The 25535-nt window shown below is 75.2% G+C and carries 19 protein-coding genes; 12 read left to right on the forward strand and 7 right to left on the reverse strand.

The genetic code is table 11. From position 1 onward, the window contains the following. Window positions 1–8 precede the first annotated feature (8 nt). Complete coding sequence (locus ACZ6X9_RS30120; protein WP_469781179.1) at window positions 9–1481, reverse strand: MFS transporter; 1473 nt, start codon at window positions 1479–1481, stop codon at window positions 9–11. A gap of 328 nt (window positions 1482–1809) precedes the next feature. Here ACZ6X9_RS30120 and ACZ6X9_RS30125 point away from each other — a divergent pair, with 328 nt between their 5' ends. From ACZ6X9_RS30125 to ACZ6X9_RS30135, 3 genes are all read left to right on the forward strand, one after another. Next, entirely contained in the window at window positions 1810–2541 is a 732-nt protein-coding gene (locus ACZ6X9_RS30125) for a TetR/AcrR family transcriptional regulator (protein ID WP_469781180.1), read from the forward strand. A 668-nt stretch (window positions 2542–3209) separates the two neighbouring features. Next, entirely contained in the window at window positions 3210–3818 is a 609-nt protein-coding gene (locus ACZ6X9_RS30130; RefSeq protein WP_469781181.1) for a hypothetical protein, read from the forward strand. A 562-nt stretch (window positions 3819–4380) separates the two neighbouring features. Continuing rightward, entirely contained in the window at window positions 4381–5634 is a 1254-nt protein-coding gene (locus tag ACZ6X9_RS30135; RefSeq protein WP_469781182.1) for an IS701 family transposase, read from the forward strand. Window positions 5635–5724: 90 nt separating this feature from the next. Here ACZ6X9_RS30135 and ACZ6X9_RS30140 read toward each other — a convergent pair whose 3' ends face one another. Together ACZ6X9_RS30140 and ACZ6X9_RS30145 are read right to left on the reverse strand one after the other, a co-directional pair. Beyond that, on the reverse strand, window positions 5725–5967 hold the full coding sequence (locus ACZ6X9_RS30140) for a hypothetical protein (RefSeq protein WP_469781183.1): 243 nt from the start codon (window positions 5965–5967) through the stop codon (window positions 5725–5727). 199 nt (window positions 5968–6166) lie between these two features. Then, on the reverse strand, window positions 6167–6928 hold the full coding sequence (locus ACZ6X9_RS30145) for a hypothetical protein (protein WP_469781184.1): 762 nt from the start codon (window positions 6926–6928) through the stop codon (window positions 6167–6169). Window positions 6929–7521: 593 nt separating this feature from the next. Here ACZ6X9_RS30145 and ACZ6X9_RS30150 point away from each other — a divergent pair. Continuing rightward, entirely contained in the window at window positions 7522–8481 is a 960-nt protein-coding gene (locus ACZ6X9_RS30150) for an aromatase/cyclase (RefSeq protein ID WP_469781185.1), read from the forward strand. 42 nt (window positions 8482–8523) lie between these two features. Here the strand turns inward: ACZ6X9_RS30150 and ACZ6X9_RS30155 are convergent, their stop codons facing one another. After that, window positions 8524–11898, reverse strand: a complete 3375-nt coding sequence (locus ACZ6X9_RS30155; protein ID WP_469781186.1) for an AfsR/SARP family transcriptional regulator — start codon at window positions 11896–11898, stop codon at window positions 8524–8526. A gap of 641 nt (window positions 11899–12539) precedes the next feature. Here ACZ6X9_RS30155 and ACZ6X9_RS30160 point away from each other — a divergent pair. The 3 genes from ACZ6X9_RS30160 (at window position 12540) to ACZ6X9_RS30170 (ending at window position 16343) form a co-directional block, all read left to right on the forward strand. Next, window positions 12540–13613 (forward strand): glucose-1-phosphate thymidylyltransferase, encoded by a 1074-nt coding sequence (locus ACZ6X9_RS30160; RefSeq protein ID WP_469781187.1) that lies wholly within the window; start codon window positions 12540–12542, stop codon window positions 13611–13613. Between the two features lie 259 nt (window positions 13614–13872). Then, a complete protein-coding gene (locus ACZ6X9_RS30165) occupies window positions 13873–15276 on the forward strand; it encodes a cytochrome P450 family protein (RefSeq protein ID WP_469781188.1) in 1404 nt (467 codons plus the stop codon). 107 nt (window positions 15277–15383) lie between these two features. Beyond that, window positions 15384–16343 carry an L-tyrosine/L-tryptophan isonitrile synthase family protein gene (locus ACZ6X9_RS30170; protein WP_469781189.1) on the forward strand — a complete coding sequence of 320 codons (960 nt, stop codon included), beginning with the start codon at window positions 15384–15386 and terminating at the stop codon, window positions 16341–16343. Window positions 16344–16448: 105 nt separating this feature from the next. Here ACZ6X9_RS30170 and ACZ6X9_RS30175 read toward each other — a convergent pair whose 3' ends face one another. Continuing rightward, window positions 16449–17333, reverse strand: coding sequence for an ABC transporter permease (locus ACZ6X9_RS30175; protein ID WP_469781190.1), 885 nt, complete (start codon window positions 17331–17333; stop codon window positions 16449–16451). Beyond that, window positions 17330–18337, reverse strand: a complete 1008-nt coding sequence (locus tag ACZ6X9_RS30180) for an ATP-binding cassette domain-containing protein (RefSeq protein ID WP_469781191.1) — start codon at window positions 18335–18337, stop codon at window positions 17330–17332. Before ACZ6X9_RS30180 ends, ACZ6X9_RS30175 begins: the two co-directional genes overlap by 4 nt. Window positions 18338–18618: 281 nt before the next feature. On the opposite strand from ACZ6X9_RS30180, the gene ACZ6X9_RS30185 reads away from it, so the two are divergent. The 3 genes from ACZ6X9_RS30185 (at window position 18619) to ACZ6X9_RS30195 (ending at window position 21189) form a co-directional block, all read left to right on the forward strand. After that, window positions 18619–18960, forward strand: coding sequence for a PadR family transcriptional regulator (locus tag ACZ6X9_RS30185; protein ID WP_469781192.1), 342 nt, complete (start codon window positions 18619–18621; stop codon window positions 18958–18960). Beyond that, window positions 18957–19682: a permease prefix domain 1-containing protein gene (locus ACZ6X9_RS30190; protein WP_469781193.1), complete on the forward strand. Its 726-nt coding sequence runs from the start codon at window positions 18957–18959 to the stop codon at window positions 19680–19682. Before ACZ6X9_RS30185 ends, ACZ6X9_RS30190 begins: the two co-directional genes overlap by 4 nt. A 118-nt stretch (window positions 19683–19800) precedes the next feature. Further along, the gene (locus ACZ6X9_RS30195; protein WP_469781194.1) at window positions 19801–21189 is read left to right on the forward strand and encodes an NAD(P)/FAD-dependent oxidoreductase; all 1389 of its coding nucleotides are present in this window, start codon (window positions 19801–19803) and stop codon (window positions 21187–21189) included. Window positions 21190–21260: 71 nt separating this feature from the next. Here ACZ6X9_RS30195 and ACZ6X9_RS30200 read toward each other — a convergent pair whose 3' ends face one another. Next, window positions 21261–22430, reverse strand: a complete 1170-nt coding sequence (locus ACZ6X9_RS30200) for a questin oxidase family protein (RefSeq protein ID WP_469781195.1) — start codon at window positions 22428–22430, stop codon at window positions 21261–21263. Window positions 22431–22819: 389 nt separating this feature from the next. Here ACZ6X9_RS30200 and ACZ6X9_RS30205 point away from each other — a divergent pair, with 389 nt between their 5' ends. After that, on the forward strand, window positions 22820–24079 hold the full coding sequence (locus ACZ6X9_RS30205) for an MFS transporter (protein ID WP_469781196.1): 1260 nt from the start codon (window positions 22820–22822) through the stop codon (window positions 24077–24079). 78 nt (window positions 24080–24157) lie between these two features. Then, the gene (locus ACZ6X9_RS30210) at window positions 24158–25438 is read left to right on the forward strand and encodes a condensation domain-containing protein (protein WP_469781197.1); all 1281 of its coding nucleotides are present in this window, start codon (window positions 24158–24160) and stop codon (window positions 25436–25438) included. The last annotated feature ends 97 nt before the right edge of the window (window positions 25439–25535 follow it).

Raw genomic sequence — 25535 nt, forward strand, 5'->3', positions numbered from 1 at the left:
CGGGGTGTTCAGGAGACCGGTTCGGCGGCGCGGGCGCCGCTGCCGGCCGCTCGGCCGCGGGAGAGGCCGCCGGCGGCGAGCGCGCCGCAGACGAGGACGGCGAAGGCGATCCAGAGGGCCACGGTGTAGCCGTGCACGGTGCCGGCGTCGACGGCGTCGGTGCCGCGGCCGTGGCGGTCCAGGTAGCCGGCGGTGACGCTGGTGGCGACCGAGTTGAGCAGGGCGGTGCCGAGGGCGGCGCCCAGTTGCTGGACGGCGTTGTAGGCGGCGGAGGCGACTCCGGCGTCGGCCGGGCCCATGCCGGCGGTCACCAGGTTGGTGGCGGTGGCCAGGAGACAGCCGAGGCCGAGGCCGGTGAGGATCTGGGCGGGCAGCAGATAGCCGAGGAAGACGTGGGCGCTGGTGGCGGTGAGTTGGGTGAGGACGAGCATCCCGGCGGCGGCCACGAGCAGACTGCCGATGATCAGCACGTGGGGTGACGTGCGCCGGTGCAGGTATCCCGCGATGCCCATCGATCCGACGATGCCGCCGACGGCGTTGACCAGCAGGACCATGCCCGCCTTGACGGCCGAGTAGCCGAGGATCGTCTGGGTGTAGTAGCTGACGAACAGGAAGAAGCCGAACATCGCGACGAACATCAGGAAGACCGACGAGAACGCCGTGCCGCGGGCGCGGTGCAGCAGGACGCGCGGCGGCAGCAGGGGGTGCGGCGACCTGGTCTCGACGACGGCGAAGAGGGCGAGGAGCAGGACGCCTCCGGTGAGCAGCACGACGACCACGGGGTCGGTCCAGCCCCGGGGTTCGGCCTGGGCGAAGGCGTAGACGAGGGCGACCAGGCCGACGGCGCTGAGCACCGCGCCGGGCACGTCGGGGCGCGGCAGTCCGCGCTCGGGCCGGTCGCGGAGGAGGAACGGGGTGCCGGCCAGGGCGAGAACGGCCATGGGAACGTTGATGTAGAGGCACCAGCGCCAGTCGGCGTACTGGGTGAGCAGTCCGCCGGCGACCACCCCGAGGGCGGCTCCGCCGGCGCCGACACCGGCGAACACGCCGAAGGCGCGCCCCCGTTCACGGGCGTCGGTGAAGGTCAGGGCGAGCAGGGAGAGCGCCGCGGGGGCGAGGAGGGTGGCGCACAGGCCCTGGAGGGCGCGGGCCGCGAACAGGGTGCCGGCGTTGCCGGCGGCCCCGCCGAGGGCGGAGGCCGCGGCGAACCCCACCAGCCCGGCGAGGAAGGCGCGTCGGCGGCCGAGAGCTCCGCAGACCCGGCCGCCGACGAGCAGCAGACCGCCGAAGGCGAGGGCGTACGCCGTGATCACCCAGTGCCGGTCGGTGTCGGACATGCCCAGGTCGTGCTGGGCGGAGGGCAGGGCGATGTTCACGATCGTCGCGTCGAGCACGACCATCAACTGGGCGAGGCTCACCACGGGCAGGGTCCACCAGCGCCTGGGGTCGGCCAGGGGTGCCGGGGCTTCGGACAGAACCATGCGTCACCGTCACTAGTACGTCGGTCCGGTTACTGGAACACTGGTCTGGACGGCGGGGAGCGTACTACACCCCGACTCGACCGGACAAGGTCGAAATCCCCGCCACGCGACGGCAGTTGGGCGCCCGAAAGGGGGTGGCGCACGGGGCGGGACGAAGGGTGTCCGCCCTGGTCGCACCGGGTGCGGCCGCCCGGGCCCGGCCGGGTTCCGCGTCCGTCGCGGGAAGCGTGCCGGCGTCCCGCGCGGGGAGGCGGCGGCCCCGGCCGGGGCCGCGGCGCCGGGTGATACGTTGTGCGCGTTTTTCCGGGGTGATCACGTACATGGGGAGGTGAAGGTCATCACCGACAGCGAGCAGGCGGCGGGGGGCCGGGCCCACCGCGGCGTGGGAAGTGTCTGGCTGCGTCCCGCGCGGGCCGGCCGGAGCGGGGACGCGCCGCTCACGCGGGAGCGGATCGTCGGGGCGGCCGTGGCGCTGCTGGACGAGGAGGGCCTCGACCGGCTGACCATGCGCCGGCTGGCCGAACGGCTCGGGGCGGGGGCGACCACGCTCTACTGGCATGTGACGACCAAGGACGACGTCGTCGACCTGGCCGTCGACGCCATCTTCGGCGAGACGCCCGTCCCCGACCGGCACACCGACCGGCCCCGGGACGACATCGCGCGGCTGCTGCACGACTGGCGGCGGGCCGTGCTGCGCCACCCGTGGTCGGCCGAGCTGCCGTCGCGCCGACGGCCGCTGCTGGGGCCGAACTTCCTCACCTGGATGGAGTTCCTGCAGTCGGCACTGCTCCGCGCCGGGCTGGGCGAGGACCGGCTGAACGCCGCGACGTGGGCGCTGTACAACCACGTGATGGGCGCCACCGCCGCCCAGTCGAGCCTGCGGCTCTCCCCCGAGGAGGCGCGGGCCGGACAGGAGTACCTCGACGGCCGGCGCGAGCGGTACCCGACCGTCGCGACCCACCGCTACATCGCCGACCACGACTGGGACGGCACCTTCGCGCTGGGCCTGGAGTACCTGCTGGACGGCATGGGCGCGCGGAACGGGACGGCGCCGGTGTGACGGCCGTCCGCCCGGTCCGGCGGAAACGCCCCGGAATCGCGCGACGGCGCTTTTCCGCCGGGGCGCCGCCGGACCGGGAACCCGGCGCGCTCGGAAAATGAGGAAACGAGCCGCCCGCGGGCGCCGGACATATTCGGCGTTCGACGTTCATCCGGCCCGATTCCCCGACAAGGGGCGGGGGTTCGGGCACTTCGGAGTTTCCCGGCGGCGGGGCCCATTGCGCCCGGATTCACCGCACGGGTGCCGCGCTCGCGGCCGTGACGGCCACTTGCCTTCAACTGCCATCCGGTGACAGCATATTGGACCCTTGGCGCCGGCATTCGGCATGCGCCGAACGGAATGCGGTTCCCGGGGTGGACCGGCGCCGCGCTTCCGGGAGCCGGGCGACGGGCGGCCGCCCGTCGTCACCGACGAAGGAACCGGCATGCGCTGCGGATCGGCTCGTCGCACCACTCCCCCGCCGGGACGGCGCCGGGTGGTCCCCGGTCCCGCGGCCGACCGCCCTGCCCGTCAGGGCGTCCTTCCGCCGGGGGTGGCGGCGTCGGCCGCCGGCACGGCACGCGCGCGGTGAGCCGCCCGGGCCGGGCCCGGACTCCGCCCGCCGGACAAGGGACGAATGGTGCTCGATGGTGCACGCGGGGGATCTCATGGGGAATCAAGGTACGGCCGTGGCCGGTGCGGACGCAGCGGTGATCGTCGCCCACCACTCGCTGCGGCGGCTGCTGGAAGGGTACGGCGGGAGGACGACGGACCCGTCGCTCCGCTGGCAGTACGCGGACGACGTCGGCGCGGCCGTCCGGGGCCGTGAGGGGGTGTTCGCGGCGCTGCCCGCCTTCACCCCGCAGCACGCCGCGGTGCTGGCCCGGGTCTCCGCGGCGGACCCGGTCGCGGGGATCGTGGGGGTCGTCGCGGACGCGGTGGGGACGCAGACCCACCTGGCGATCCAGAGCGGCGCCAACTGGGTGCTCAACCTCCTGGTGCGGCCCTCCGAGTCGTTCCGGGTCCTGCGCGGGTTGCTGCTCCAGCACGCCGCGGCCGTGGGCGCTCCGGACGCCGCCGGGCCCGCGCCGGGCGGGGCCGCGCCGGTGGGCGCGCTGTCCGACGAGGACCGGGCGCTGGTGCGCATGCTCCGCGAACGCGTCCCGGTCGGCGAGATGGCGCGGTGCTTCCACTGCTCCGAGCGGTCGATGTACCGCCGGATACGGCGGGTGTACGAGGCGCTGGGCGTCGCCAACCGGCGGGAACTGCGCACGCGGCTGCAGTACGGGCTCTCCTGAGCCGGTACGGGCGGGGCCGCCGTGCCGGGCGCGCGCCGCGGCCGGGCGGCGGGTGCCGTGGGCGCGCGTTCCCGCGGGTCCCGCCGTCCTCCCCGGCGTCCCCGCCCGCTCCGGGCGGCCTTCTCCCGCCCTGTGCGCAGGATGCCCGGGCGGGCGGCGGGCGGTTTCCCGCAGGCGCGGAATCGGCAGGCGCTTTCCCGGTCCGCGCCCGGTGGCAGCCGTTTCCGCCACCTTTCCGCCGGTCCGGCCGGTGGCGCGGGACATTCCCTTGTCAGGACCGGCCCCGCCGCCCACCATGAATTCCGTCCGCGGGTGCCGGACCGTCGCGACCGGCCCATTTCCCGGCGGCGCGGCGGGCGTCGGGCGCCGGCCGGCCCGCCGGTTCCCCACCGCGGCCGGTTCTTCCCGCCTCCGCCGCGCGAGGCCGGCCGGCCCGGAACACGCGGCGGGAATCCGGGAAAAAACGCGGAGATCTTTTCTCAGGACGGCACGGCACAGGCACCGCCGCCGGTCGCCGGTTCCCCGAGAGGCGGACCGCGCGGCCCGACAGGGAGGATCGTCGATGACTCTCGTGACCGGTGAGCCGCACTGGACGGATGTACGGAACGCCGTCCGGAACGACCCTTTTCCGGACGCCGCCAGGAAAGTTGCCCTGGACCGCCTCCTGGCCGAACTGTCCTCCGTGGTCTTCGCCTCGCTGCCCCGGGCGGACCAGCGCCGCAAAGGGGTGATGTACCTGCGGGGGCTGCTGGGCGCGCCGGGGAGGAAGTCGGTGCGGAACATCGCGGCGTTCCTCGGGGAACAGGTCAACGACCAGGGGCTGCACCATTTCGTCAACGACTCGACGTGGGCGTGGGAGCCGATGCGCGAGGCCCTGGGCCGGTATCTGGCGCGGCACCTGGCGCCGCAGGCGTGCGTGGTGCAGCCGATGACGATACCGAAGTCCGGCACACACTCCGTCGGGGTGGGCCGGACGTACTCGTGGGAGAGCGGCAAGGCCGTCACCGCGCAGCAGGCGGTGGGAGTGTGGGCGGCGGCGCCGGCCGCGGCCGTGCCGGTGCACTGGCGGCTGCACCTGCCGCCCCGCCGGCCCGGGGAAGGCGGGGCGGGCGGGGCGAGTGAGGCGAGTGCGGAACGGACGGGAGCGGTGGGGCGCGGGGAGGAGCCCGCGCGGGAGACGCCCGAGCACTCGGTGGTCCGGGCGTACCTGGACACCGTGGCGCGCCACCAACTGCCGCGGGGGCCGGTGGTGCTCAACGGAGAGCGGCTCGACGGCGTCGCGGTGGCGGCGAAGCTGCGTGCGGCGGGGGCGGCGCAGATGTCACGGATCCGCCAGGACACCTGGCTGCTGCCGGCCGATCCCGCGCTGCCCGGCTGGGCGGACACTCCGTTACCGGCCCGCCGGATCGCCCGGCTGACGCGCATCGGGCGGCACGGCGTGACCCTGATGACCACCGGCACGGCGGACGTGGCCGAGCTCGTGGCCACCGTGCGGGTGCGGCTGCCCGCGCTGCCCGACGCGTCCGGACGGGCGCGCGGTATCGGGGAGTTCGTCCTGTTCTGCTCCGGCCCCGCCGGCGCGCAGTGGCCGGCCGAACTGTGGCTCACCGACCTGACCGCCGCGGACCAGGCCGTGCTGCTGCGGCTGGCGTGCCTGGGACGCCGGGTGGGGAGCGCGGGCATGCGCCGTGCCGAGCAGGTGGGCATCCGTGACTTCGTCGGCCGGTCGTTCGCCGGCTGGCACCGCCACGCCACCCTCGCGTCGGTCGCGCACGCCGTCACCGAGCTGGCCGAGCGCGCCGTGCCGGGCGCCTGAGGCCGCGCGGCCCGCACCGGCCCGTACCGCCCCGCGCCCTCCCGTCCGGGTGGGCGGGAGGGCGCGGGGCGACGCGGTGACAGCGCGGTGTCAGCGCTTCGGGGGCTTGACCCAGCCCTTCTTGACGAGCTGGTCGCAGTGCCACTTGGCGTACGACTCGCTCTCCCCGTGCTTCTTCGCCGCGCTGAGGCAGTCGGCGTAGGGGAAGGGGGGCTGGTCGGCGGGTACGGCGTGGACGGCCGGTCCGGCCGGCGCGACCGCCGTCCGGGCCTGGGCCACGCCCGGCAGGGACAGGGCTCCGATCACGACGACCGCGGCCGACACGACACTCATCCGGTACACAGACATTGCTCCGCTCTCCGTCTTCCTGAATAGGGGATCCCTGGACAAGGCGCCCCGAAGGGGGGCGACCTGTCACCGCTCAACGAGTCCGGCCGGGCGGGGAAACGCCTCACCCGGCCGTTCCGTTCGAAGAGGGACGGCCATTCGGCGGGTCGCCCGGAGGCGGAAGGCGGACGGGGGCGGCGGGCCGCTACCCGGCCAGGGCCTGCCCGGCCACCCGGTCCCGCATGGTGGCGATGACGTCGTCGCGGTCGTACAGGACGCGCCGCCCTTCCTTGCGGCGGCCCCAGTCGTGGGTGCTGGCCAGCCAGTAGACGGTGCCGGAGGCGAGGCGCCAGCGGACCGATATCTCCTGCGCGGTGAAGCCCGCGCTCGGACCGGGGCGGGCACCGCCGCGCGGTCCGAGGGTGTGCCACGCCTCCGGCGACCAGGTGTGGCCGGAGTCGGCGGAGCAGACGATGGCGGCCTCGCCGGCGGCCGTCCGGTTCCCCAGGCGGGCGGCCAGCCGGCCGGAGCACCCCGGCCGGACGCAGGTGCCGACGACGACGTGCCGGTCGCGGTGGCCGGACAGCGCGGACCAGGCGGCCCGGATCAGCTCGCCGGTCTCGGCCGTGAGGTCGGCGGCGGCCGGATGCGCCGTCAGCCAGTCGGCGTGCCGGGCGAGGAAGGCGGCCAGCGCGGCGGTGTCACGGGCCGGGGCCGTGACACCGCGCTGTTCGCGGACCAGGGCCGCCCAGTGGGTCAGGACCGTCCTGATGTCCGCCCTGGCGTCCAGGACCCGGGTGTCGAGCGGGATGCCGGGCGAGCCGCGCTCGCTGACCTTTTCCACGACTCTGCGGGGGCGGGTGAGGGCGTCGGCCAGCTCGTCGTAGAGCCACCGCAGGACGGCCAGGTCCTTGACCAGACGGCGGCGGGCCGGGGTGGTGCCGGCGGGGGCGGGGGCGTGCGGCATCGGTGCTCCAGGGCTGCGGAGTGAAGGGGTGAGGGAGCGGTCGGCGACCGGGCTCCGAGCCTGCCCGAGCCGGTTCCCGGGCGGGTACCGGTCCGTTCCCGTTCCGTTCCCGCCGTTCCCGGGACGGTTCCCCGGGCCGTTTCCGGCCCTGTCCGCGGGCCGCCCGGTTCCCGACCGTTCCGGCCGGCGGTGTGTTCCCCGGACTCGTCGCCTCCGCGAGGAGGCGGTCTTGACACCGGGCGCGCGGAGCCAAGACGATGCCCACCACACTGGTGCCCCTGCACCCTGCGCCCCGGCACGGGGCCGGAAACGGTGCCTCCCGGCCGCCGCGGCGGGTCACCGCCGGGCGGCATGTCACGCCGCCCGTTCACCGGCCCGGAGACCGGGCCGCGTCCCGTCGGCACACCGGCACGCCCGGCACCGGCTGTTCACCGCTCACGTACCCGCCCGTCCTCCGCGGCGGCCCCCGCGCGCCGACCGTGCCCTCAGCCGTGTCCCGGGCCGCCGGCCGTCGTGCCCGCGCGCCCGCCGGCCGTGTGGGCGGGCTCCCCGGCGGCCGGCGCCCGCCCACAGACTCGAAGGAGACGACAACGATGGCAGGAGAGGACCGGCGCGGAGCCGAGCACACCATGACCGTGCGGGCTCCCGTCGACCGGGTCTACGGGCTGGTGGCCGCGGCGGAGGACTGGCCGCGGGTCTTCCCGCCGCTGGTGCACGTCGACTGCCTCGAACGCACCGGCCGCCGGGACGTGATCCGGGTGTGGGCGGTCGCCGACGGCGAGGCCCAGGGCTCCGTCTCGCGCCGCGTGCTGGCGCCGGAGCGGCGGTGCATCCGGTTCCGGCAGGAGCTGCCGGCACCGCCGGTGGCCTTCCTCGGCGGCCGGTGGGAGTTCGAGCCGGTCTCGGCCCGGGAGTGCCGGGTGCGACTGCGGCACGAGTTCCGGGCCGTCGACGACGACCCGCGGCAGCTCGCCCGGATCGGCCGGACGGTGGTCCGCCGGGCGAGGGACGGGCTGGAGGCGCTGCGCCGCAGCGCCGAACTGGGCGGCCGGGGGCACGATTTGCTGCTGTCCTTCGAGGACAGCGTCCGCATCGCCGGGTCGGCCGACGACGTCTACTCCTTCGTCCGTGAGGCACAGTCGTGGTCGGAGCGGCTGCCGTCGGCGGGCGGGGCGGGCGCGGTGCTGGCCGCGGGGGCGCGGGGGCGGGCGCCGGGCACCTGGGGGCGGGCGGCCGGCGACGGCCCGGAGGCGGATCGGAACGGGACGGTCCGGGTGTGTTTCCCACCGCGTCGGATCGTCTACAAGCGGACGCGGCTGCCCGAACTGCTCAGCCTCCAGATGGGCAGTTGGGTGTTCACGCCGTGCGGGGGGACGGTGACGGCCACCGCCCGGCACACCGTCGCGGTCGATCCGGCGGCCGTCGACGCGGTGCTCGGCGCGGGCGCCGGCCTGGCGCAGGCCAAGGACGTCGTCCGGAACGCACTGGGGGCGGACAGCCGGCTGACGCTGCGGTACGCCAAGGAGTACGCGGAGGCACGCTGTCTCCGCTGACACCCGGCGGTCCCGGACCGCCACCGGGCGGACCGCCGGGGGTCAGTTGGGGTGCACGACGGAGGACGGGGTGAAGGGATCGGTGGCGTGGTCCGGGCGGGGGTCGCGGCAGGCCGGGGCGGACCGGTCCCCGTCCCGGGGCGGGCGGGACTTGGCGATGCCGTCCAGCGCCAGGACCAGCTCGCTGCGCAGCCCGGTGTACCGCGCGAGGCGGCGGGCCTGCTGGTGGTGGCGCCGGGCCAGGTCGAGGTCGCCGCGGGCGCGGTGCACCGCGCCCAGGACGTTGTGCACGGTGGCGGCGAGGGCCGGGCGGCGCACGGTGCGCAGCAGTCCCAGGGCCGCGTGGCCGGCCCGCAGGGCTTCGGTGTGGCGGCCCTGGCGGTGGTAGACGTCGGCGTAGCGGGCGAGGACGACCGCCTGGCCGTGCGGGGTGACGACGCGGCGGGCCAGCGCGGACGCCTCGGCCAGCCGGCGCAGGGCCGTGTCGAAGGCGCCGGCGGCCGCGTGCGAGGCGGCTTCGCCGGTCAGGCCCGTGATCTCGCCGTGCGCGTCGCCTGCCGTCCTGCTGCCGAGCGTGATCAGACGGCTGGTCTGCAGTGCTTCGGCGTGCCGGCCCAGGGCGCTCTGCGCGGTGCCGAGGCAGGCGAGGGCGGTGCCCTCCTCGCCGCCGGCTCCCGTGCCGCTGAGCAGTGCCAGGGAGCGGTGCAGGAAGTCGATGGCCTCCTCGTACCGGCCGAGGGTCGTGTAGAACATGCTGATCCTGCTGAGGCACAGGGCGGTGCCCGGCCCGTCGTCCGACTCCTCGGCCAGGGCCAGGGCCTGGCGGGCGCTCTCCAGCCCCTCCGTGACGCGGCCGAGGTGCCAGCACGAGGTGGCCAGGGCGGTCAGGGCCGTCAGCCGCCGCTCGTCGTCGCCCAGGCGGCGGGCGGCGGCCACGGCGAGGCCGAGCACCCGGCGTTCGTCCTCGGTGTGGCCGCGCAGCCGGAGGCAGGGCGCCAGCGCGAGGGACAGTCGCAGGGTGTGGTGGTCGAAGCCGTGCTCGTCGGCGTGGGCCAGGGCGGCCAGCAGGCCGGGCCGCTCGGCCTGGAACCAGGCCAGGGCGGCGGGTTCGTCGGCGGGCGCGTCGTCGGCCGGAGCGGTGACGGACGCGGCGCCGTCCTCCGCCCGTACGCCGGTGTCGCGGCCGGTCCCGTACGGGGCCGGGGGCACGGTCTCGGGGTACGGGGGGACGCAGGCGTGCGGGCCGGTCCAGGGTTCGCGGGGCACGGGCGGCGGCGTGGGGGCCGGCTGGGCGGGGGCGTCGATCAGCTCGGCGGCCCGGGTCGCGGTGCGCAGGTAGTGGTCGAGGAGCCGGCGCACCGCGCGGTGGGCGGTGGCGGGCGGGGGCGCGGCGGGGTGGTGGCGGGCGAGGAGGCGCACCAGTTCGTGGAAGGCGTAGCGGCCGGGGGTGTGCTGGGTCAGCAGGTGGGCGTCGAGGAGGTCCTCGAGCAGCGCCTCGGCGGCGGGCAGCGGGGAGCCGGTGAGGACGGCGGCGGTCCCGGCGTCGAAGTCGGGGCCGGGGTGGAGGCCGAGCAGGTGGAAGAAGCGCTGGTGGGGAAGGGGCAGGGCGGTGCGGGAGAGGTCGAGGGCGGTGGCGACGGCGCGGTGTTCGGCCACCAGTCCGGCGAGCCGGGTGGGCTCGGCGCGGAGCCGGTCGTTGAGGGCGGCGATCGTCCACTGGGGTCGGTTGCGCAGCCGTCCGGCGGCGACGCGGAGGGCCAGCGGGAGGCGTCCGCACAGGGCCACCAGGTCGGCCGCCGCCTCGGGTTCGGCGCGCAGCCGGTCGCGGCCGAGGACGGCGCCCAGCAGACCCAGGGCGTCGCCGGGCGGGGGCAGCGGCAGGCTGAGGTGGACCGCGCCGTCCAGCGCGGACAGCCGGGGGCGGCTGGTGACCAGCACCAGGCTGCCGGGGGTGCCCGGGATGAGGGGTCGTACCTGTTCGGAGGCGGCGGCGTTGTCGATCAGCAGCAGCAGGCGGCGGCCGGCGCTGAGCGCCCGCCACAGGTGTTCCCGGTCGGTGCGGCCCGGGGGCAGGTGCCGGTCGGGCACGCCGACCGCCCGCAGCAGGACGCCCAGGGCGGTGTGGGCGGTCAGCGGGGTGCGGTCGGCGGTGAAGCCGTGCAGGTCGAGGTGGATCTGTCCGTCGGGGTAGTGGGGGGCGAGGCGGTGGGCGGCGTGGACGGCCAGGGCGGTCTTGCCGATGCCGGGCATGCCGTCGACCGCGAGGACCGGAGTCGGCCGGTCCGGCTCCCGGGTGGCGTGGGAGAGCAGCCAGCGCGTCTCCCCCTCCCGGCCGGTGAAGTCGGGCAGGTCGTGCGGGAGGGAGCGCGGCGGGACCGACGCGGGGTGCGGTGCCGGGGGCGGTACGGGGGCCGTGTTCCCTGCGTACGGGGCGGGGCCGGCCGCGTCGTCGGCGGCCGCGAAGGGCCCCTGGGAACCGAGGGGTTGGCGGGGCACCCCGGGGAGGGCGGAAGCGGAGCTTCCTTGTCCGGCAGTGGGGCGGAGGCCGGCGGACCGCGCGCCGTCCGCCGGCCGCTCGTGAGGTGCGACGGTACCGCGCACGTCGGTCCCCCGTGCGCCGGGATCGGACGCGTCGGCCCGCCGGGGCCGTGCCGTACCGTCGTGCAGGGCGGGCTCGTTGCGGAGGATCTGCTCGTAGCGCAGGGTGGCCTCGGGCCCGGGGTCGATGCCCAACTGCTCGGCGAGCAGCCGGCGCAGGTGGTGGTAGACGCGCAGGGCGTCGGCCTGCCGGCCGGTCCGGCACAGGGCCACCATCAGCAGGGCGGCCAGCGACTCGCGCAGCGGGTGCTCGGCGACCAGGGAACGCAGACCGGCGACCGCCTCCTCGGCGCGGCCCTGCTCCAGGCGCAGCTCCAGCAGCCGTTCGCGCGCGCCGAGCTGACGGTCCTCCAGCATCGTCGCCGCGGCGGCCAGGAGCGGGCTGCGGCCCTCGGGCAGCGCCCGGCCCCGGTAGAGGGCGAGGGCGTCCTCCAGGGCGGCCGCCTCCTCGTCGGTGTCCGTCGCGGCGCGGGCCCGGGCGAGGGCCTGCTCGAAGCGCAGCAGGTCCAGCCGGTCCCGCTCGACGACCAGCCGGTAGCCCGGCCCGTCGGTGAGCAGCAGCCGCCGGCCGCCCGGGATCCGGGCCCGGAGCTCCGCCACGATCTTCCGTACCTGGTGTCCGGCCGTCGCGGGAGGGGCGTCCTCCCACACGGCGTCCACGAGCCGGGATAAGGACACGACCCGGTTGGCCTCCAGCAGCAGCGCCGCCAGCACGGCACGCGCGCGCGGACCACCCACCCGCAGGCGGTCGTCACCGTTCCATACCTCAAGCGTGCCCAGTACAGCGAACCGGACAGCACTCCCCCGTGAGGCCATCATGGCTGATCACTGTACGGGATGAACGTCGCGGTCAGGAGAGAATTTCGGACAGACAATCGACCGCGCCGCGCCACCGCCGAATGACTCCACCCGGGGGGCGGGGCACCGCGAGCGGCGGCCGGGGGGAGGTCCCGCGCGAAGGCGGGGGGGCGGCGACCGCTCCATGGCGACCCGTCAACCACAGGATGCCCGCGGCAAGTTCCTTGACAGCCTCACCACTCGCCAAGAATACTTTCTCATCATCGGTTCTTTGCGCCCTGCGGCAGGTACGCCATGGCGAGGGCGCGACGCGGACGGCCCTCGGGCCCGCGAACCGATCCCCCACGACCTTGCCCGGACCGGTCCCGCCCGGCGCGCACGGCGCCCGGCGCGTCCGGGCGGCCGCCCCTGACGTTCCGCCGGCTGTTCTTGCCCGGCCGCCACCCGTGCCCCACCCGGCGATGTCAACGTCCGGGCGCGGCCGGGCACTCGTGGCCTTCCGGCCGGGGGGGAGGAAGGCGGCGTGCGGCGGAGGCCCGGCGGAGAAAGGGCCGCGCGCCGTCCTCCGTCGGCGTTCCGCCGTCCCGTTCCACCGACGTCCTTTCGGCGATCCACTGGCGGTTCCCGTCCGCGTGGCGGGAACGGTTGCGAGGAGAGGCTCTATGAAGGCACTGGTGCTCTCGGGCGGGTCGGGAACCCGTCTGAGGCCGTTCAGTCACTCGATGCCCAAGCAGCTCATGCCCATCGCGAACAAGCCCGTGCTCGAATACGTCCTGGAGAACATCCGCGCGACCGGCGTGCACGAGGTCGGGATCGTCACCGGCGACCGGGGGGACCAGATCGCCACCGCCCTCCAGGACGGCTCCCGGCTCGGAATGCGGATCACCTACCTGCCCCAGGACGCCCCCAGGGGGCTGGCGCACGCGGTGGTCACCGCGCGCGCGTTCCTCGCCGAGGACGACTTCGTCATGTACCTCGGCGACAACATGCTGCCGGCCGGGATCACCGATGCCGCCGCCGGATTCCGGGCGGGCCGCCCGGACGCCCAGGTCCTCGTGCACAAGGTGTCCGACCCACGGGCCTTCGGCGTCGCGGAGACCGCGTCCGACGGACGGGTGCTGCGGCTGGTGGAGAAGCCCCGGGAGCCGCGCAGCGACCTGGCGCTGATCGGCGTCTACTTCTTCACCCCGGCCGTCCACGACGCCATCGCCGCCATCGGGCCCAGCGCGCGGGGGGAGTTGGAGATCACCGATGCCATCCAGGAACTGGTCACCCGCGGCGCGCCGGTCCGGGCCGTCGAGTACGACGGCTACTGGAAGGACACCGGAGAGGTGGCGGACGTCCTGGACTGCAACCGTGCCGTCCTCGACCGACTGCCGCCCGCGCGGCATCCGGGGGCGTTCGTGGACGCGGCGAGCGAGGTGGCCGGTCCGGTCGGCCTCGGTCCCGGGGTGCGGCTGATCCGCTCCCGCGTGCAGGGTCCGGCGGTCATCGGTGCCGGCACGGTCCTGGAGGACAGCCACGTCACGCCGTACACCTCCATCGGCGGTGGGTGCGCCCTGCGCCGCACCCACCTGGGGAACAGCATCGTGCTGGACGGCGCGACGGTCACCGGGATGCGCGGCATCGAGGGTTCGGTGATCGGCCGGGGGGCGACCGTCCGCGCCGCGGGCCGCGGCGACCGGCACCACCGGCTGGTCATCGGCGACCACGCGGGGGTGGAGGTCGCGGCGTGACGGCCGGGCCACCGCGGCGCCCGGTCTCCGGGCGTGCGGGGGACGCGCCGGCCGGTCCCCGGCCCGCGTCCACCGGCACCACCGGGCGGAGGGTCCCGGTCCGCCCGGCGGCGGTGAACCGCCGGTGCCCGGCCCCTCGTCCCGGAAGCCGAACGCCCGTCCACCGGGCGCCGGCACGGCGGCGTCCCCGCCCGCTCCCCGGACCGCCACCGGTCCATCGCCACCCCGGCCTCCGGTTCCACCCCGAAAGGAAAGTTCCATGGCACAGCCCGACGCACCCCGCAGCACGTCGCTCCCGGCCGGCCTCACCAGCCCCTCCGGGGATCACCCGAAGCCGGGGCGGAGCCCGCTGCCCGACCCCGTGCCGCTCTACGGCGAGGAGTACAAGACCGACCCCTATCCGCTGTACACGCGCCTCCGCGAAGAGGGCCCCCTGCACCGGGTGCACTTCCCCAGCGGCGTCCACGCCTGGCTGGTCACCGGCTACGACGCGGCCCAACAGGCGCTCACGGACGACCGGTTCGGGAAGAACCACGACCTGGGGAACGACGCCTGGCGGGCCAAGGCCGCCATCATGCCGGAGCCGCAGCACTCCCAGCTCCAGGTGCACCTCCTGCACCAGGACCCGCCGAAGCACACCCATATGCGCCGGATGGTCACCGACGCGTTCGCGCCCCGCGCCGTCGAGCGCCTCCGCCCCCGCATCCAGGAGATGGCCGACGAGCTTCTCGACGCCGGTCTCGCCGCCGGGGCCGGCGAGGGCTCCGGGGCGGCCGGCGGACGGGCCTTCTTCGACGCCGTCGAGGGCTTCGCCGCGCACTTCCCCTTCCGTGTCCTGGCCGAGGTCATCGGCCTGCCCGCCGAGCTGGCCCGGGACTTCGACCGCGACTGGGGCAAGGTCGTCCAGCCCGTCGGTCCGAGCGACCCGCAGCGCCCGCGGTACGAGGGCCGGCTGCGCGCCCTGCAGACGTACATCGCCCGGGTGACGGACGCCAAGCGCCGCGAGCCGGGCGACGACCTCCTCAGCACACTCGTCGCCGCGCACGACGAGGGGTCGCTGACCACCGAGGAGACCGACTCGATCATCTTCCAGTTGCTGGTCGCCGGGCAGGAACCCGTCACCAACCAGATCACCACCGCCCTGGTGGCCCTGCTCCGCCACCCGGAGCAACTGGACCGGCTCCGCGGGTCCCTCGCCGAGGAGGGCGGCGACCCGGCCCTGCTCGCCCGCGCGGTCGAGGAACTGCTGCGCTACGACAGCTCCTTCGAGCTGACCACCTGGCGCTTCTTCGCCGAGGACACCGAGTTCCACGGCCGCACGGTGCCCGCCGGGGACTCCGTCATCGTCTCCCTCAGCGCGGCCAACCGGGACCCGCGGCGGTTCCCGGACCCGGACACCCTCGACCTCGACCGCAAGCCCAACCCGCACCTCGCGTTCGGCCACGGCATCCACTTCTGCCCCGGCGCGGCCCTGGCCCGCATCGAACTCCAGACCGCGCTGCGGACGCTGCTCACCCGGCTCCCCGATCTCCGACTGGAGGCGGCGCCCGGCGAACTGCCCTGGGTGCACGCCGTTCTCGCCCGCGGGGTGAACCGGCTGCCGCTCAGCTACACCCCGGACGCCGGTCCCGACGCGGCGCCGCGCTGCCCCGTCCGGCACTGACCGCCACCCGGACCACCGCACCGACCACCCGTACCGCCCGACCCACCCACGGCCCGTGCCGGCGATCCCGCCCCGGGCCGCTTTGTCACCAGGAAGCGAGACCACCCATGCCCGCCACCACACCGTCGGCCACCGAGACCCTCACCGACACCGCCCACGCCGTCCTCTCCCTGCTCCTGCCCCACCGCCGGACCACCGAGCCGGACCCGGAGAACGACAGCACGCACGACTTCCCCCATCAGATCCGCCAGATATCCCACCACCTGGAACGTCGCGAGCCCATCCTCTTCTCGCTGCCCGGCTTCCCCTGCAAGTCGCCGAACACGGCCAAGGTGATCAGCCACCTGCCGGACGAGGGCGAGCGGCTCGCCCTGCACTTCCTGCAGGACCTCTGCACCCGTATCGAGAAGGTCTACTCGCCCGGCGCCCGGGTCCTCATCTGCTCGGACGGCCACATCTTCGGTGACGTCATCGGCGTTCCGGACGAGCACATCGACGCCTACGGCGACGCCCTGCGCGGGATGATCGAGGAGGAGGGGCTGCACCACCTGAGCACCTTCGACCTCCGTGACGTCTACGGTCCCGACCTCGACTACGACGAGAAGCGCCTGCGGACCGCCGAGCGGTACGCGCCCACCGTCGAGCAGCTCCGCGCGGAGGTGAAGACCGACGAGTCGACCCTGCGCATGTACCGGGGCATCACCCGGTTCCTCGTGGAGGACACGCCCGACTGGACGGGCAGCAAGGCGGCCCTGCAGCGTCAGTCCCGCCAGCGCGCCTACCACGTCATCGCCCGCAGCCGGGCCTGGGCCAGCCTGATCGCGGACTACCACCAGGACACCGTCCGGCTGTCCATCCACCCGCAGAACCGTCACGAGGCCAAGTACGGCATCAAGTTCCTCGACACCAACAACCCCTGGACCACCCCCTGGCACGCCACCCTGCTGGAGCACCCCGACGGGTTCCAGCTCCTCCCCCACACCCAGGCCGCCGAACTGGGCGAGCCCGTGCGGGCCAAGGGGCGGATCACCCACTACCGGACCGCCGCGCCCATGCCGCGGGGGTAGCCCGGGTCGGGTCCGGTGGCGCCCCGGCGGGGGCGGGGCGCCACCGGGCGCGTCCCGCCCCGGCGGCCGGGGCGGGCATGGAGGGCGTGGAGGGCGTGGAGGCCGTCACTTGCGGGCGTAGAGCCGCATCGTGACCGGGCCGAAGACCAGGACGAACAGGGCCGACCAGCCCAGCGTCCAGGCGATGTGCGCCGACGGGGTGGCACCCTCCGTCAGTCCGCGCACCGCGCTGCACAGGTGCGTCAACGGACTGTTGTTGACGAACGCCTGGAGCCAGCCCGGCATGGTGCGGGGTTCGACGAAGACGTTGCTCAGGAACGTGAGCGGGAAGATGACCGCCATCGACACGGCGATCACCGCCTTCTCGGTGCGGAGCAGCAGACCGAACATCGTCCACAGCCAGGAGAAGCAGAAGCTGAACAGGAGCAGCAGCGCCACGCCGGCGACCACCCCGCCCGCACCGCCGTGCGGGCGGTAGCCCATCACCAGGCCGATGGCCAGCATCATCACCGAGGCGAGTACGTACCGGAGCATGTCGCCGAGCAGGTAGCCCACCATGACCGAGGGGCGCCACACCGGCAGACTGCGGAAGCGGTCCAGGACGCCCTTGGCGATGTCGGTGTTGACGGCCATCCCCGTGTACATGGTGATCATCACGACGGACGTCACCATGATGCCGGGCAGCAGGTACTGGAGGTACGCGCTGGTGGAGCCGGCCAGCGCGCCGCCGAAGAGGTACGTGTACATCAGCACCAGCATCACGGGGAACGCCGTGACGTCGAAGAGCTGCTCGGGCACGTGTTTGATCCGCAGCACAGCCCGCCAGCCGAACGCCAGCGACGCCGACAACGCGCTGGGCGGCGGCGGGCGTTCGCCCGCGACCAGCGCGCCGATCAGGGCGTTCGCTCCCGGGCCGGGTGCGGCGGCCTCGCCCGGTCCGGCGCCCGCGCCGGATTCCGACCCCGTCCCGGGGCCCGTCATCGTGGTCATACCCCCACCTTCCCCGCCGTCCGGCCGGCGCCGGAGCCGTCGTCCGTCAACGCCAGGAACACCTCGTCCAGGCTGGGCCGGCCGAGGGAGAAGGACTCCACGCCGATGCCCGCCCGGGCCAGTTCGGCGAGGGCCCGGGCGGCCTGTCCGGCCGTGGCCGCGCCGGCGCCGCCGAGCCGTACGGTGAGGGCCTCGGGGTCGTCCTCCCGCTGCGTCGTACCGGCGAGGCAGGCGTCCAGCACGCCGGCGGCCCGTTCCCGGCTTCCGGCGTCCTCCAGGCGGACGTGGACCGATCCCGCGCCCACGGACGCCTTCAGCTCCGCCTTCGTCCCCTCGGCGATCACCCGGCCGCGGTCGAAGACCGCGATGCGGGAGGCCAGCCGGTCGGCCTCGTCCAGGTACTGGGTGGTCAGCAGGACGGTCGTGCCGTGCGTCACGACGGCGCGCACCATCTCCCACACCTGGTTGCGGCTCCGGGGGTCGAGGCCGGTGGTGGGTTCGTCGAGGAAGAGCAGGTCCGGCCGGCTCACCAGGGAGGCGGCGATGTCGAGCCGGCGCCGCATCCCGCCCGAGTAGCCCTTGACCTGCCGGCCGCCGGCCTCGGCCAGGCCGAAGCCCTCCAGCAGTGCCGCGGCCCGCTGCCGTGCGCCCCGGGCCCCGTAGCCCAGCAGCTTCCCCAGCAGCACCAGGTTCTCGGTGCCGGTCAGGTCGTCGTCGAGGGACGCGAACTGGCCGGTCAGCGACACCCGGGCGCGCACCCCCTCGGCGCCCCGCACCACGTCGCGGCCGAACACCCGGACCCGGCCGCCGTCCGGCCGGAGCAGAGTCGCCAGGATGCGCACGAAGGTGGTCTTGCCGGCCCCGTTGGGCCCCAGCACCCCGTAGACCCCACCGGTGGGCACCACGAGGTCGACGCCGTCCACGGCCCGCACCCCGCCCCCGAACTCCTTGACGAGCCCCGCCACTTCGACCGCCGCACCACTGTTCGGCGCCACCGCGGCCACCCCCTTCCGTATGGTGAAACCTTCCGGATCCCGCGCTCGCCGCGCCGCCGCCCCTCGTCACCCCCTCCTTCCGGCCGGGCCGGCCGGCCGAGGACCGGTCCGGCCCAACCTGCCCCGCCCCGGCCGCCAAATCAAGTGTTCGAGCCGACGCCCAACATCCCTTTTTCCATGGGCGGTTCACCGGGCGACGGCGCCGCCCGCACCCTACACCCCCACTCTGTCAATATGTTGGCTGGAAATACATAGCACACCGACAATTGCCCTGAGTAGCCTGTCTACTTATGAGGCAGAACGCTGTTCGGGGACATCTCGACGGGCTGCTGCTCGCCGTGCTGGAGACCGGCCCGCTCCACGGGTACGCGATCATCACGGCGGTCCAGCAGCGCAGCAACGGCATGCTGGAGCTCCGCACCGGCACCATCTATCCGGCGCTCAACCGCCTGGAGCGGCTGGGGTTCCTGCGGAGCACCTGGGAAGCGGAGGGCGAGCGGCGACGGCGGCGCTACGCGCTCACGGACGCCGGCCGGCAGACGCTGGCCGCCGAGCGGACCGCCTGGCGCGAGTTCACCACGGCGATCGGCTCCGTCCTCAACCCGGCCGCGCGCCCCGGTCTCGCCTCGTGATCCCCGGCGACGCGCGGGCCTCCGCCGGCGGCCGGGCGCCGGCCGCCGTCAGTGCGCCCCGCGACCCCGTCGAGGACCATCTCGCCGCCCTCGGCGCGGCGCTGCACGGTCCGCACGCCGCCAAGGCGCGCCTGCTGGAGGAGTTGCGCGGTGGTCTGCAGGACGCCGTGGCCGCGCACGTCCACGCGGGCGTGGACCGGGGCCGGGCGGCGGAGCTCGCCGTCCGCGAGTGCGGTGCGGTGGAGGAGCTGCTCCCCGCCTGCCAGCACGAGCTCACCATCGCGCAGGTGCGGCAGACGGCCCGTGCCACCGCCGCCGCCACCCCGCTCCTCCTCGCCGCCTGGTATCTCCTCCACACCACCGCCCCTTCCGGCGGGTGGCACCTCACCCAGACCGCGCATCTGCTGGCCACCCGGCTCACCACGTTCACCGCGCTCGCCGCGCTCCTCGCCTTCGCCGTGATCGCCCTGACCGGCACGCTGGCCCGCTGGATACCGACCCCGTCGCGGCTCCCCCGCACGGTGGCCTGGACGAGCACGGCGGTCACCGCGTCGATGGCGCTGTGCACGCTGGTCCTCGCCTCCACCACGCCCCTCACCGGCCACTGGCCGCTGACCACCCTGGCGACGCTGCTCACCGCCGCGTCCCACGCCGTCACCGCGGGCCCCGCCCGGGCCAGCCGGCTCTGCGCGCGGCTGCCGGTCCCGGCCCTCCGCCCCTGACGGTGGCGGGCTTCGCCCGGATCCCCCGCGGCGCGAAACAGTCCCCTGTACTCCCGAATCAGCCCATGGCGAGCCTGAATCAGCACTGAATCGCCGCCGAGCGAGCAGACGTCAGTCCATGACGACGCATACGACCACCACGGAGGCGGCCCGCGCGGCGGGCCGCCCGCGGATCCTGATCGTCGGCGGCGGGTTCGCCGGAGTGGAGTGCGCCCGGCGGCTCGAACGGCGGCTCAAACCCCATGAAGCGCTGATCACTCTGGTCACGCCCTTCGACTACCAGCTCTACCTGCCCCTCCTGCCCCAAGTGGCCTCGGGCGTCCTCACCCCGCAGTCGGTGGCGGTCTCCCTCCGCCGCGGGCTGCGCCGGACGCGGGTGCTGCCGGGCGGTGCCATCGGGGTGGACGCGGCGGCCAAGGTCTGCGTCGTACGGAAGATCACCGACGAGGTGGTGAACGAGCCGTACGACATCATCGTGCTGGCCCCGGGCAGCATCACCCGGACGTTCGACATCCCCGGCCTGACCGAACACGCCCGCGGTATGAAGACCCTGGCCGAGGCCGCCTATCTGCGCGACCACGTCATCGCCCAACTGGACCTGGCCGACGCCGCCACCGACGCCGCCGAACGCGAGGCGCGGCTGCGCTTCGTCGTGGTCGGCGGCGGCTACGCCGGGACGGAGACGGCGGCGTGCCTGCAACGGATCACCACGGCGGCCTGCCGGCGATATCCGCGGCTGGACCCGCGCGACGTCCACTGGCACATCGTGGACAAGGCGCCCAAGCTGATGCCGGAGCTCGGCGACAAGCTGGGCGCCGAGGCGGCGCGCACCCTGGAGCGGCGGGGCATCGAGGTCGCGCTGGGCGTCTCGGTGGCCAAGGCCGAGGAGGACCGGGTGACGCTGACGGACGGCCGTGAGCTGCCGTGCCGGACGCTGATCTGGACGGCGGGGGTGGCGGCCAGCCCGCTGGTCGGCACGCTGGGCGCCGAGACCGTGAAGGGCCGGCTGGCGGTCACCGACCGGATGACGCTGCCGGGCTTCGACGGTGTCTTCGCCCTCGGCGACGCGGCGGCCGTTCCGGACCGGGCCAAGGGCGACGGGGCGGTCTGCCCGCCCACGGCCCAGCACGCCCAGCGCCAGGGCCGGGTGGTGGCCGACAACGTGGCGGCGCACCTGCGCGGCGAGCCGCTGCGCCCGTACGTGCACAAGGATCTGGGCCTGGTCGTGGACCTCGGCGGGAAGGACGCCGTGTCCAAGCCGCTCGGGGTGCGGTTGACGGGGCTCCCGGCGCAGGCGGTGGCGCGTGGGTACCATCTGCTCGCCCTGCGCACCAATGTCGCCAAGGTCCGGACGGTGACCAACTGGCTGCTGAACGCGGCGGCCGGCGACGACTACGTCCGTACCGGCTTCCAGAGCCGGCGCCCGGCCACGCTGCGGGACTTCGAGTACACGGACGTCTATCTGACGCCCGAGGAGGTCCGCGCCTACACGGCGTCCGCCGTGTAGGGCCGGCGCCGCCGGGGGCCGCGCGGCCGGGGCTCGTCACCCGGCTCCGCGGCCCCCGGCGGCGGGGCAGGTCAGGTGCCGGGCCGCACCGTGCTCGCGCCGCCGCCCGCGTCCAGGCGGGGGATGCGCCGCTGGGCCGCCGCGGCGGCGGCGAGGTACCGGAGGTCGGGCCGCAGGGCGTACTCGCGCAGGCAGGCCTCGGTCAGCTTGATGACGTGTTCGTCGCCGTGTTCGGCGGCCCGGGCGGCCAGTTCGCCGGTGTGCGGCAGGTCCGGCACCTCCTCCCGCCACGCGGTCGTGCCCTCGCCGCGCCGGTCGGTGGTCAGCCCCAGCAGGAAGGCGGAGTGCACCTGCCAGAGCCGGGCCAGTGTCGGCCCGTGCAGCGCGTGCGGGAGGTGCGGCAGCACGAGGCGGGCGGCGGCGGGGGCGGTGACGCCGTGCACGAGCGGCACCGGGTACACCTCGGGGTGACCGAGGTAGACGTCCGCGAACTGCACGGTCATCTCGGTGAGCAGGTGGGACGCCTCCTCCGGGGCCAGCCACTCCAGTGCCTCGCCGTAGGCGGGGAGGTCGCCGAGGGCCGCGAACCGGCCTCCGACGCTCTTGGCGTCGAGCGGGCGGTCGGCGGGCGTACGCGGCAGTGCGGCGACGGCGGCGGGGACGGTGTACGTCCCGCCGAGGCGCGGTGCGCCGGGGAGTTCGGTGTAGCGGGCCGCCCAGTAGGCGAGACCGCGGGCGAGTTCGCGGTGCTGGTAGGCCGTGGGCCGGTCGCCCGCGGCGTACAGGCCGCGCACGGCGTGCGCGGTGCGGATCAGGCCGTGGGTCAGGCCGGCGAACAGCCCGGGGAGCAGCCGGGGCCACCAGCGGGCGAGGACGTCCCGCCAGTGCGCCTCGGCCAGTTCGCGGGTGAACAGGCCCTCCCAGTCGCCGGCCCGGTGGAAGGCGCCGAGCGCGGGGCGCCAGGAGCTCTCGTCGGTGTCCAGGGGGAAGCGTTCGGCCGGTGGTTCGTGATGCTCCATCACCCGCCGGTAGCGGACGACCCAGCGGGCCACCTCGTCCTCGTGGCCGAGCAGGGCGAGCGCCTCTGCGCCCATCGGCCCGTGGTTGGCGAGGTCCATGCCCTGCCCTCGTTCGTAGCCGAGGTCGTCGAGCCGTTCGAGAGCGTCGTTGAGGGCGTCGTGATAAGTGACCGGCGACACGTGGGACACCAACCCTTCGGGTTTTCCGCGCGGTTTGTGCATCCGGGACTCTCCGTTCCGCAGTATGCCGCACGCGGGATCACGCTCCGCACCCGCCCCCTCACCTGACGAAGCGTCAACCGCCCGGGCCATGACCCCCGGGGCCCCCGGGCCGCCGTCACGGCTCCTTCCCGACGGAGTCCGAGCCGCCGTCCGTCACCCCCGAACACTGAAATCCGGCCATCCGTACGACCCGTCCCCTTTTGGGCCGCGCACCCCCTCCGTCACGCAGCGCACCGGCCGTCACGTCACGTGTCGTTCACCTGACGGACCGGAGTCCTTCACCGAACAGGCCCTCATCACTGTCCGCAATCCGAACACAACTGACCGGAAATAGTCGCAGTTTTTGACTGAAGCAGTCGACGTAGCCAAATCTCTGTCAAATGTTGTCAATGACGTCCGAGAGCCGTGACGGCCTCTTACGCGGCAGGGATTTCCGGGACTTCCGGATGCTGCTGGCCGGCGCGACGGCGGGCCAGTTGGGCGCGCAGGTGACGCTGGTCGCCCTGCCGCTGGTCGCCGTGGTGGAACTCGACGCCTCGCCGCTGCAGACGGGGATCCTCACCGCCGCCGAGACCGCCGCGTTCCTGCTGGTGGGACTGCCGGCGGGAGCGTGGGTGGACCGGATGCGCCGGCTCCCGGTGCTGATCCGCGCCGACGTCGTCCGCGCCCTGGCGATGGCGGCCCTGCCGCTCGCCGCCTGGTTCGACGTCCTGACGATGGTCCAGCTCTACGTGGTCGCCCTGATCACCGGCGTCGCCACGGTCTTCTTCGACATCGCGCACCAGAGCTACCTGCCGTCCCTCCTCCCCCGCGAGAAGCTGGTCGCGGGCAACGGCGCCCTGGAGACGGTCCGTTCCTCCGCCCAGATGGCGGGGCCCGGGGTGGGCGGCGTGCTGGTGCAGGCCGTCGGCGCGCCCCTCACCCTGCTGGCCGACGCCGTCGGCTACCTCCTCTCCGCCCTCTTCCTGCGCGGCATCCGCGCCACCGAGCCCCCGCCCGCCCCCGCCGGCGGCGAACCCCTGCGGGCGCAGATCCTCGAAGGGCTCGCCTTCGTCTTCCGCGATCCCGCCCTGCGCATGATCGCCTGCTCGACGGCGGTCGCGAACTTCTTCGCCGCCATGCTCACGGCCGTGCAGACGGTCTTCCTGGTCAGGACGCTGGACCTGTCGCCGGGCCTCGTCGGGCTGATGCTGTCGGCGGCCGCCGTCGGCGGGCTGGCCGGGGCGCTGAGCGCGGACGTCCTGGGGCGGGCCGTCGGCAGAGCCCGCGTCATCTGGCTCGCCCCGCTCGTCACCGGGCCCTTCGCCCTGCTCTGGCCGCTGGCCGGGCGCGGCGCGGCGGCGGCCTGGTTCGCCGTCGGCGAGGCCGTGGTCTTCTTCGGCGCGGTCGTCTACAACGTCGCCCAGGTCAGCTTCCGCCAACTGCTGTGCCCCGACGCCCTCCTGGGCCGCATGAACGCCACCCTGCGCTTCGTCGTGTGGGGCACGATGCCCTTCGGCGCCCTCGTCGGCGGAGCCGTCGCCGGGGCGTACGGCGCCCGTACCGCCGTCTGGCTGTGTGCTGCGGGCTTCCTGCTGGTGCCGCTGCCCCTCCTGCTCTCGCCCCTGCGGCGGCTGCGCGACCTGCCGGCCGTCCCCGCCACGGGCTGAGTCCTTCTCTCCGGTCCCCCGCTCCTCCTTCTGGTCCTTCGAAGCCGCCGCGCCGATCCGGGCGCGCGGGAGGTCACCGTGCAGTCCCCCAGCATCACGTCCGCCTATCTGGACCGCTACCGCCGGCTCACCGGCTCCGAGGGCGCCGGCGCCGCGCTGCCCGTCACCGGGGCCCAGCGGAGGTTCCTCCTCGCCCGCCGGCTGGACCCGGCCGGGCGGCCCGCGCTCGTCCCCCTGTTCTTCGCCTTCCCCTCCGGGGCGGTCGACCTCGCACGGCTGCGGGCCGCCGCCGGCCACCTGGCCGCGCTGCACCCGGCGCTGCGGGTACGCCCGGAGGTCCGCCGGGGTGTGCCCGTCCAGCGGGTCGGCGAGCCCGAGGGGTGGGCCCGGGAGGTCCCGGTCCCGTCCGGGGCGACGGCGGCGGAGGTGCTGCCGCGGGCCCTGGCCGACTGGCCGTCCGACGGGCCGCCGCTGCGGTTCTTCCTCACCAGGGGCGCCGGGTCCGCGGAAAACGCCGAGGACGTCCTGGCCCTCGTCCTCGACCACGCCGTCTGCGACGAACAGTCGCTGGGCGGCATCACCGACGGCCTCACCCGCGCCTACGCCGAGGGGCTCGGCCCCGACGACGTCCCGGCGGACCGGATGACGGAGGCGGCGGCCGCCTACCGGGAGGCCGTGGAGCTCCAACTCGCCGCGGAGGAACGGGCGTCCGCGCCCGCCGCCCGCGCCTACTGGGCCCGCCGGCTGGCCGGCCTGCGCCCGCCGCCCCCGCTCCCGGACCGCCCGGAAGCGGCCGGCACCGGGAGCGCCCGACTGCGTCTGCCGCTGCCGGCCGGCGACGGGCGGGCGGCGGCCTTCCCCGCCGCGCTCGACGCCTGCGCCCGCGCCGCCCACGTGCTGTACGGCCCGGAGCACGTCCCGGCCCTCGGCTACCCGTGGGGCGGCAGGCCCGCCGCCGCCGAGCCGGTGCTGGGCTGCTTCCTCAACACCGTCGCCCACCCGGCCGGCGCCGAGGACCCGGAGGCGCGCACCGCCGCCTGGTGGGACGACCTGGACCACGCCGACGCGCCCTTCGACGAGGTGGTGCACGCGGCGCGGGGCGCCGGCGTCCCCTGGTCCGGGCGGTTCGACGGGCTGCTGACCTTCGAGGACCTCGGCCGCCGGCCCCCGCTGCGGCTCGGCGGCGCGACCGGCCGCGAGACGCACCTCGACGACCGGCCGCTCCAGGCACCGTTCGCGGTGTCCGTCTCCTACGGCGACGACCTGCTCGTCCGCATGGCGTGGCGGCGTTCGGACCTCCCGGACGACCGGGCGGAGGACGCCTTCGCGGCGCTCGTCTCCGCCCTCGCCACCGCCTGACCTCACCCCCGCTTCCCCCACCGGCGCGCGCCCCGGCCCACCGGCCGGCCGCCGCCCCGGCGCTTCCCCGTCCCACCCGACGGACCGCGCCGACACC

Source organism: Streptomyces sp. NPDC052910 (assembly GCF_055585605.1).

What these genes read in the sequence shown, in the direction of transcription:
- ACZ6X9_RS30145 (WP_469781184.1), bottom strand. Translation starts at nt 6,928, where the DNA reads ATGCCGCACGCCCCCGCCCCCGCCGGCACCACCCCGGCCCGCCGCCGT.
- ACZ6X9_RS30165 (WP_469781188.1), top strand. Translation starts at nt 13,873, where the DNA reads ATGGCACAGCCCGACGCACCCCGCAGCACGTCGCTCCCGGCCGGCCTC.
- ACZ6X9_RS30160 (WP_469781187.1), top strand. Translation starts at nt 12,540, where the DNA reads ATGAAGGCACTGGTGCTCTCGGGCGGGTCGGGAACCCGTCTGAGGCCG.
- ACZ6X9_RS30200 (WP_469781195.1), bottom strand. Translation starts at nt 22,430, where the DNA reads ATGCACAAACCGCGCGGAAAACCCGAAGGGTTGGTGTCCCACGTGTCG.
- ACZ6X9_RS30140 (WP_469781183.1), bottom strand. Translation starts at nt 5,967, where the DNA reads ATGAGTGTCGTGTCGGCCGCGGTCGTCGTGATCGGAGCCCTGTCCCTG.
- ACZ6X9_RS30150 (WP_469781185.1), top strand. Translation starts at nt 7,522, where the DNA reads ATGGCAGGAGAGGACCGGCGCGGAGCCGAGCACACCATGACCGTGCGG.
- ACZ6X9_RS30175 (WP_469781190.1), bottom strand. Translation starts at nt 17,333, where the DNA reads ATGACCACGATGACGGGCCCCGGGACGGGGTCGGAATCCGGCGCGGGC.
- ACZ6X9_RS30205 (WP_469781196.1), top strand. Translation starts at nt 22,820, where the DNA reads ATGACGTCCGAGAGCCGTGACGGCCTCTTACGCGGCAGGGATTTCCGG.
- ACZ6X9_RS30195 (WP_469781194.1), top strand. Translation starts at nt 19,801, where the DNA reads ATGACGACGCATACGACCACCACGGAGGCGGCCCGCGCGGCGGGCCGC.
- ACZ6X9_RS30170 (WP_469781189.1), top strand. Translation starts at nt 15,384, where the DNA reads ATGCCCGCCACCACACCGTCGGCCACCGAGACCCTCACCGACACCGCC.
- ACZ6X9_RS30120 (WP_469781179.1), bottom strand. Translation starts at nt 1,481, where the DNA reads ATGGTTCTGTCCGAAGCCCCGGCACCCCTGGCCGACCCCAGGCGCTGG.
- ACZ6X9_RS30135 (WP_469781182.1), top strand. Translation starts at nt 4,381, where the DNA reads ATGACTCTCGTGACCGGTGAGCCGCACTGGACGGATGTACGGAACGCC.
- ACZ6X9_RS30185 (WP_469781192.1), top strand. Translation starts at nt 18,619, where the DNA reads ATGAGGCAGAACGCTGTTCGGGGACATCTCGACGGGCTGCTGCTCGCC.
- ACZ6X9_RS30155 (WP_469781186.1), bottom strand. Translation starts at nt 11,898, where the DNA reads ATGATGGCCTCACGGGGGAGTGCTGTCCGGTTCGCTGTACTGGGCACG.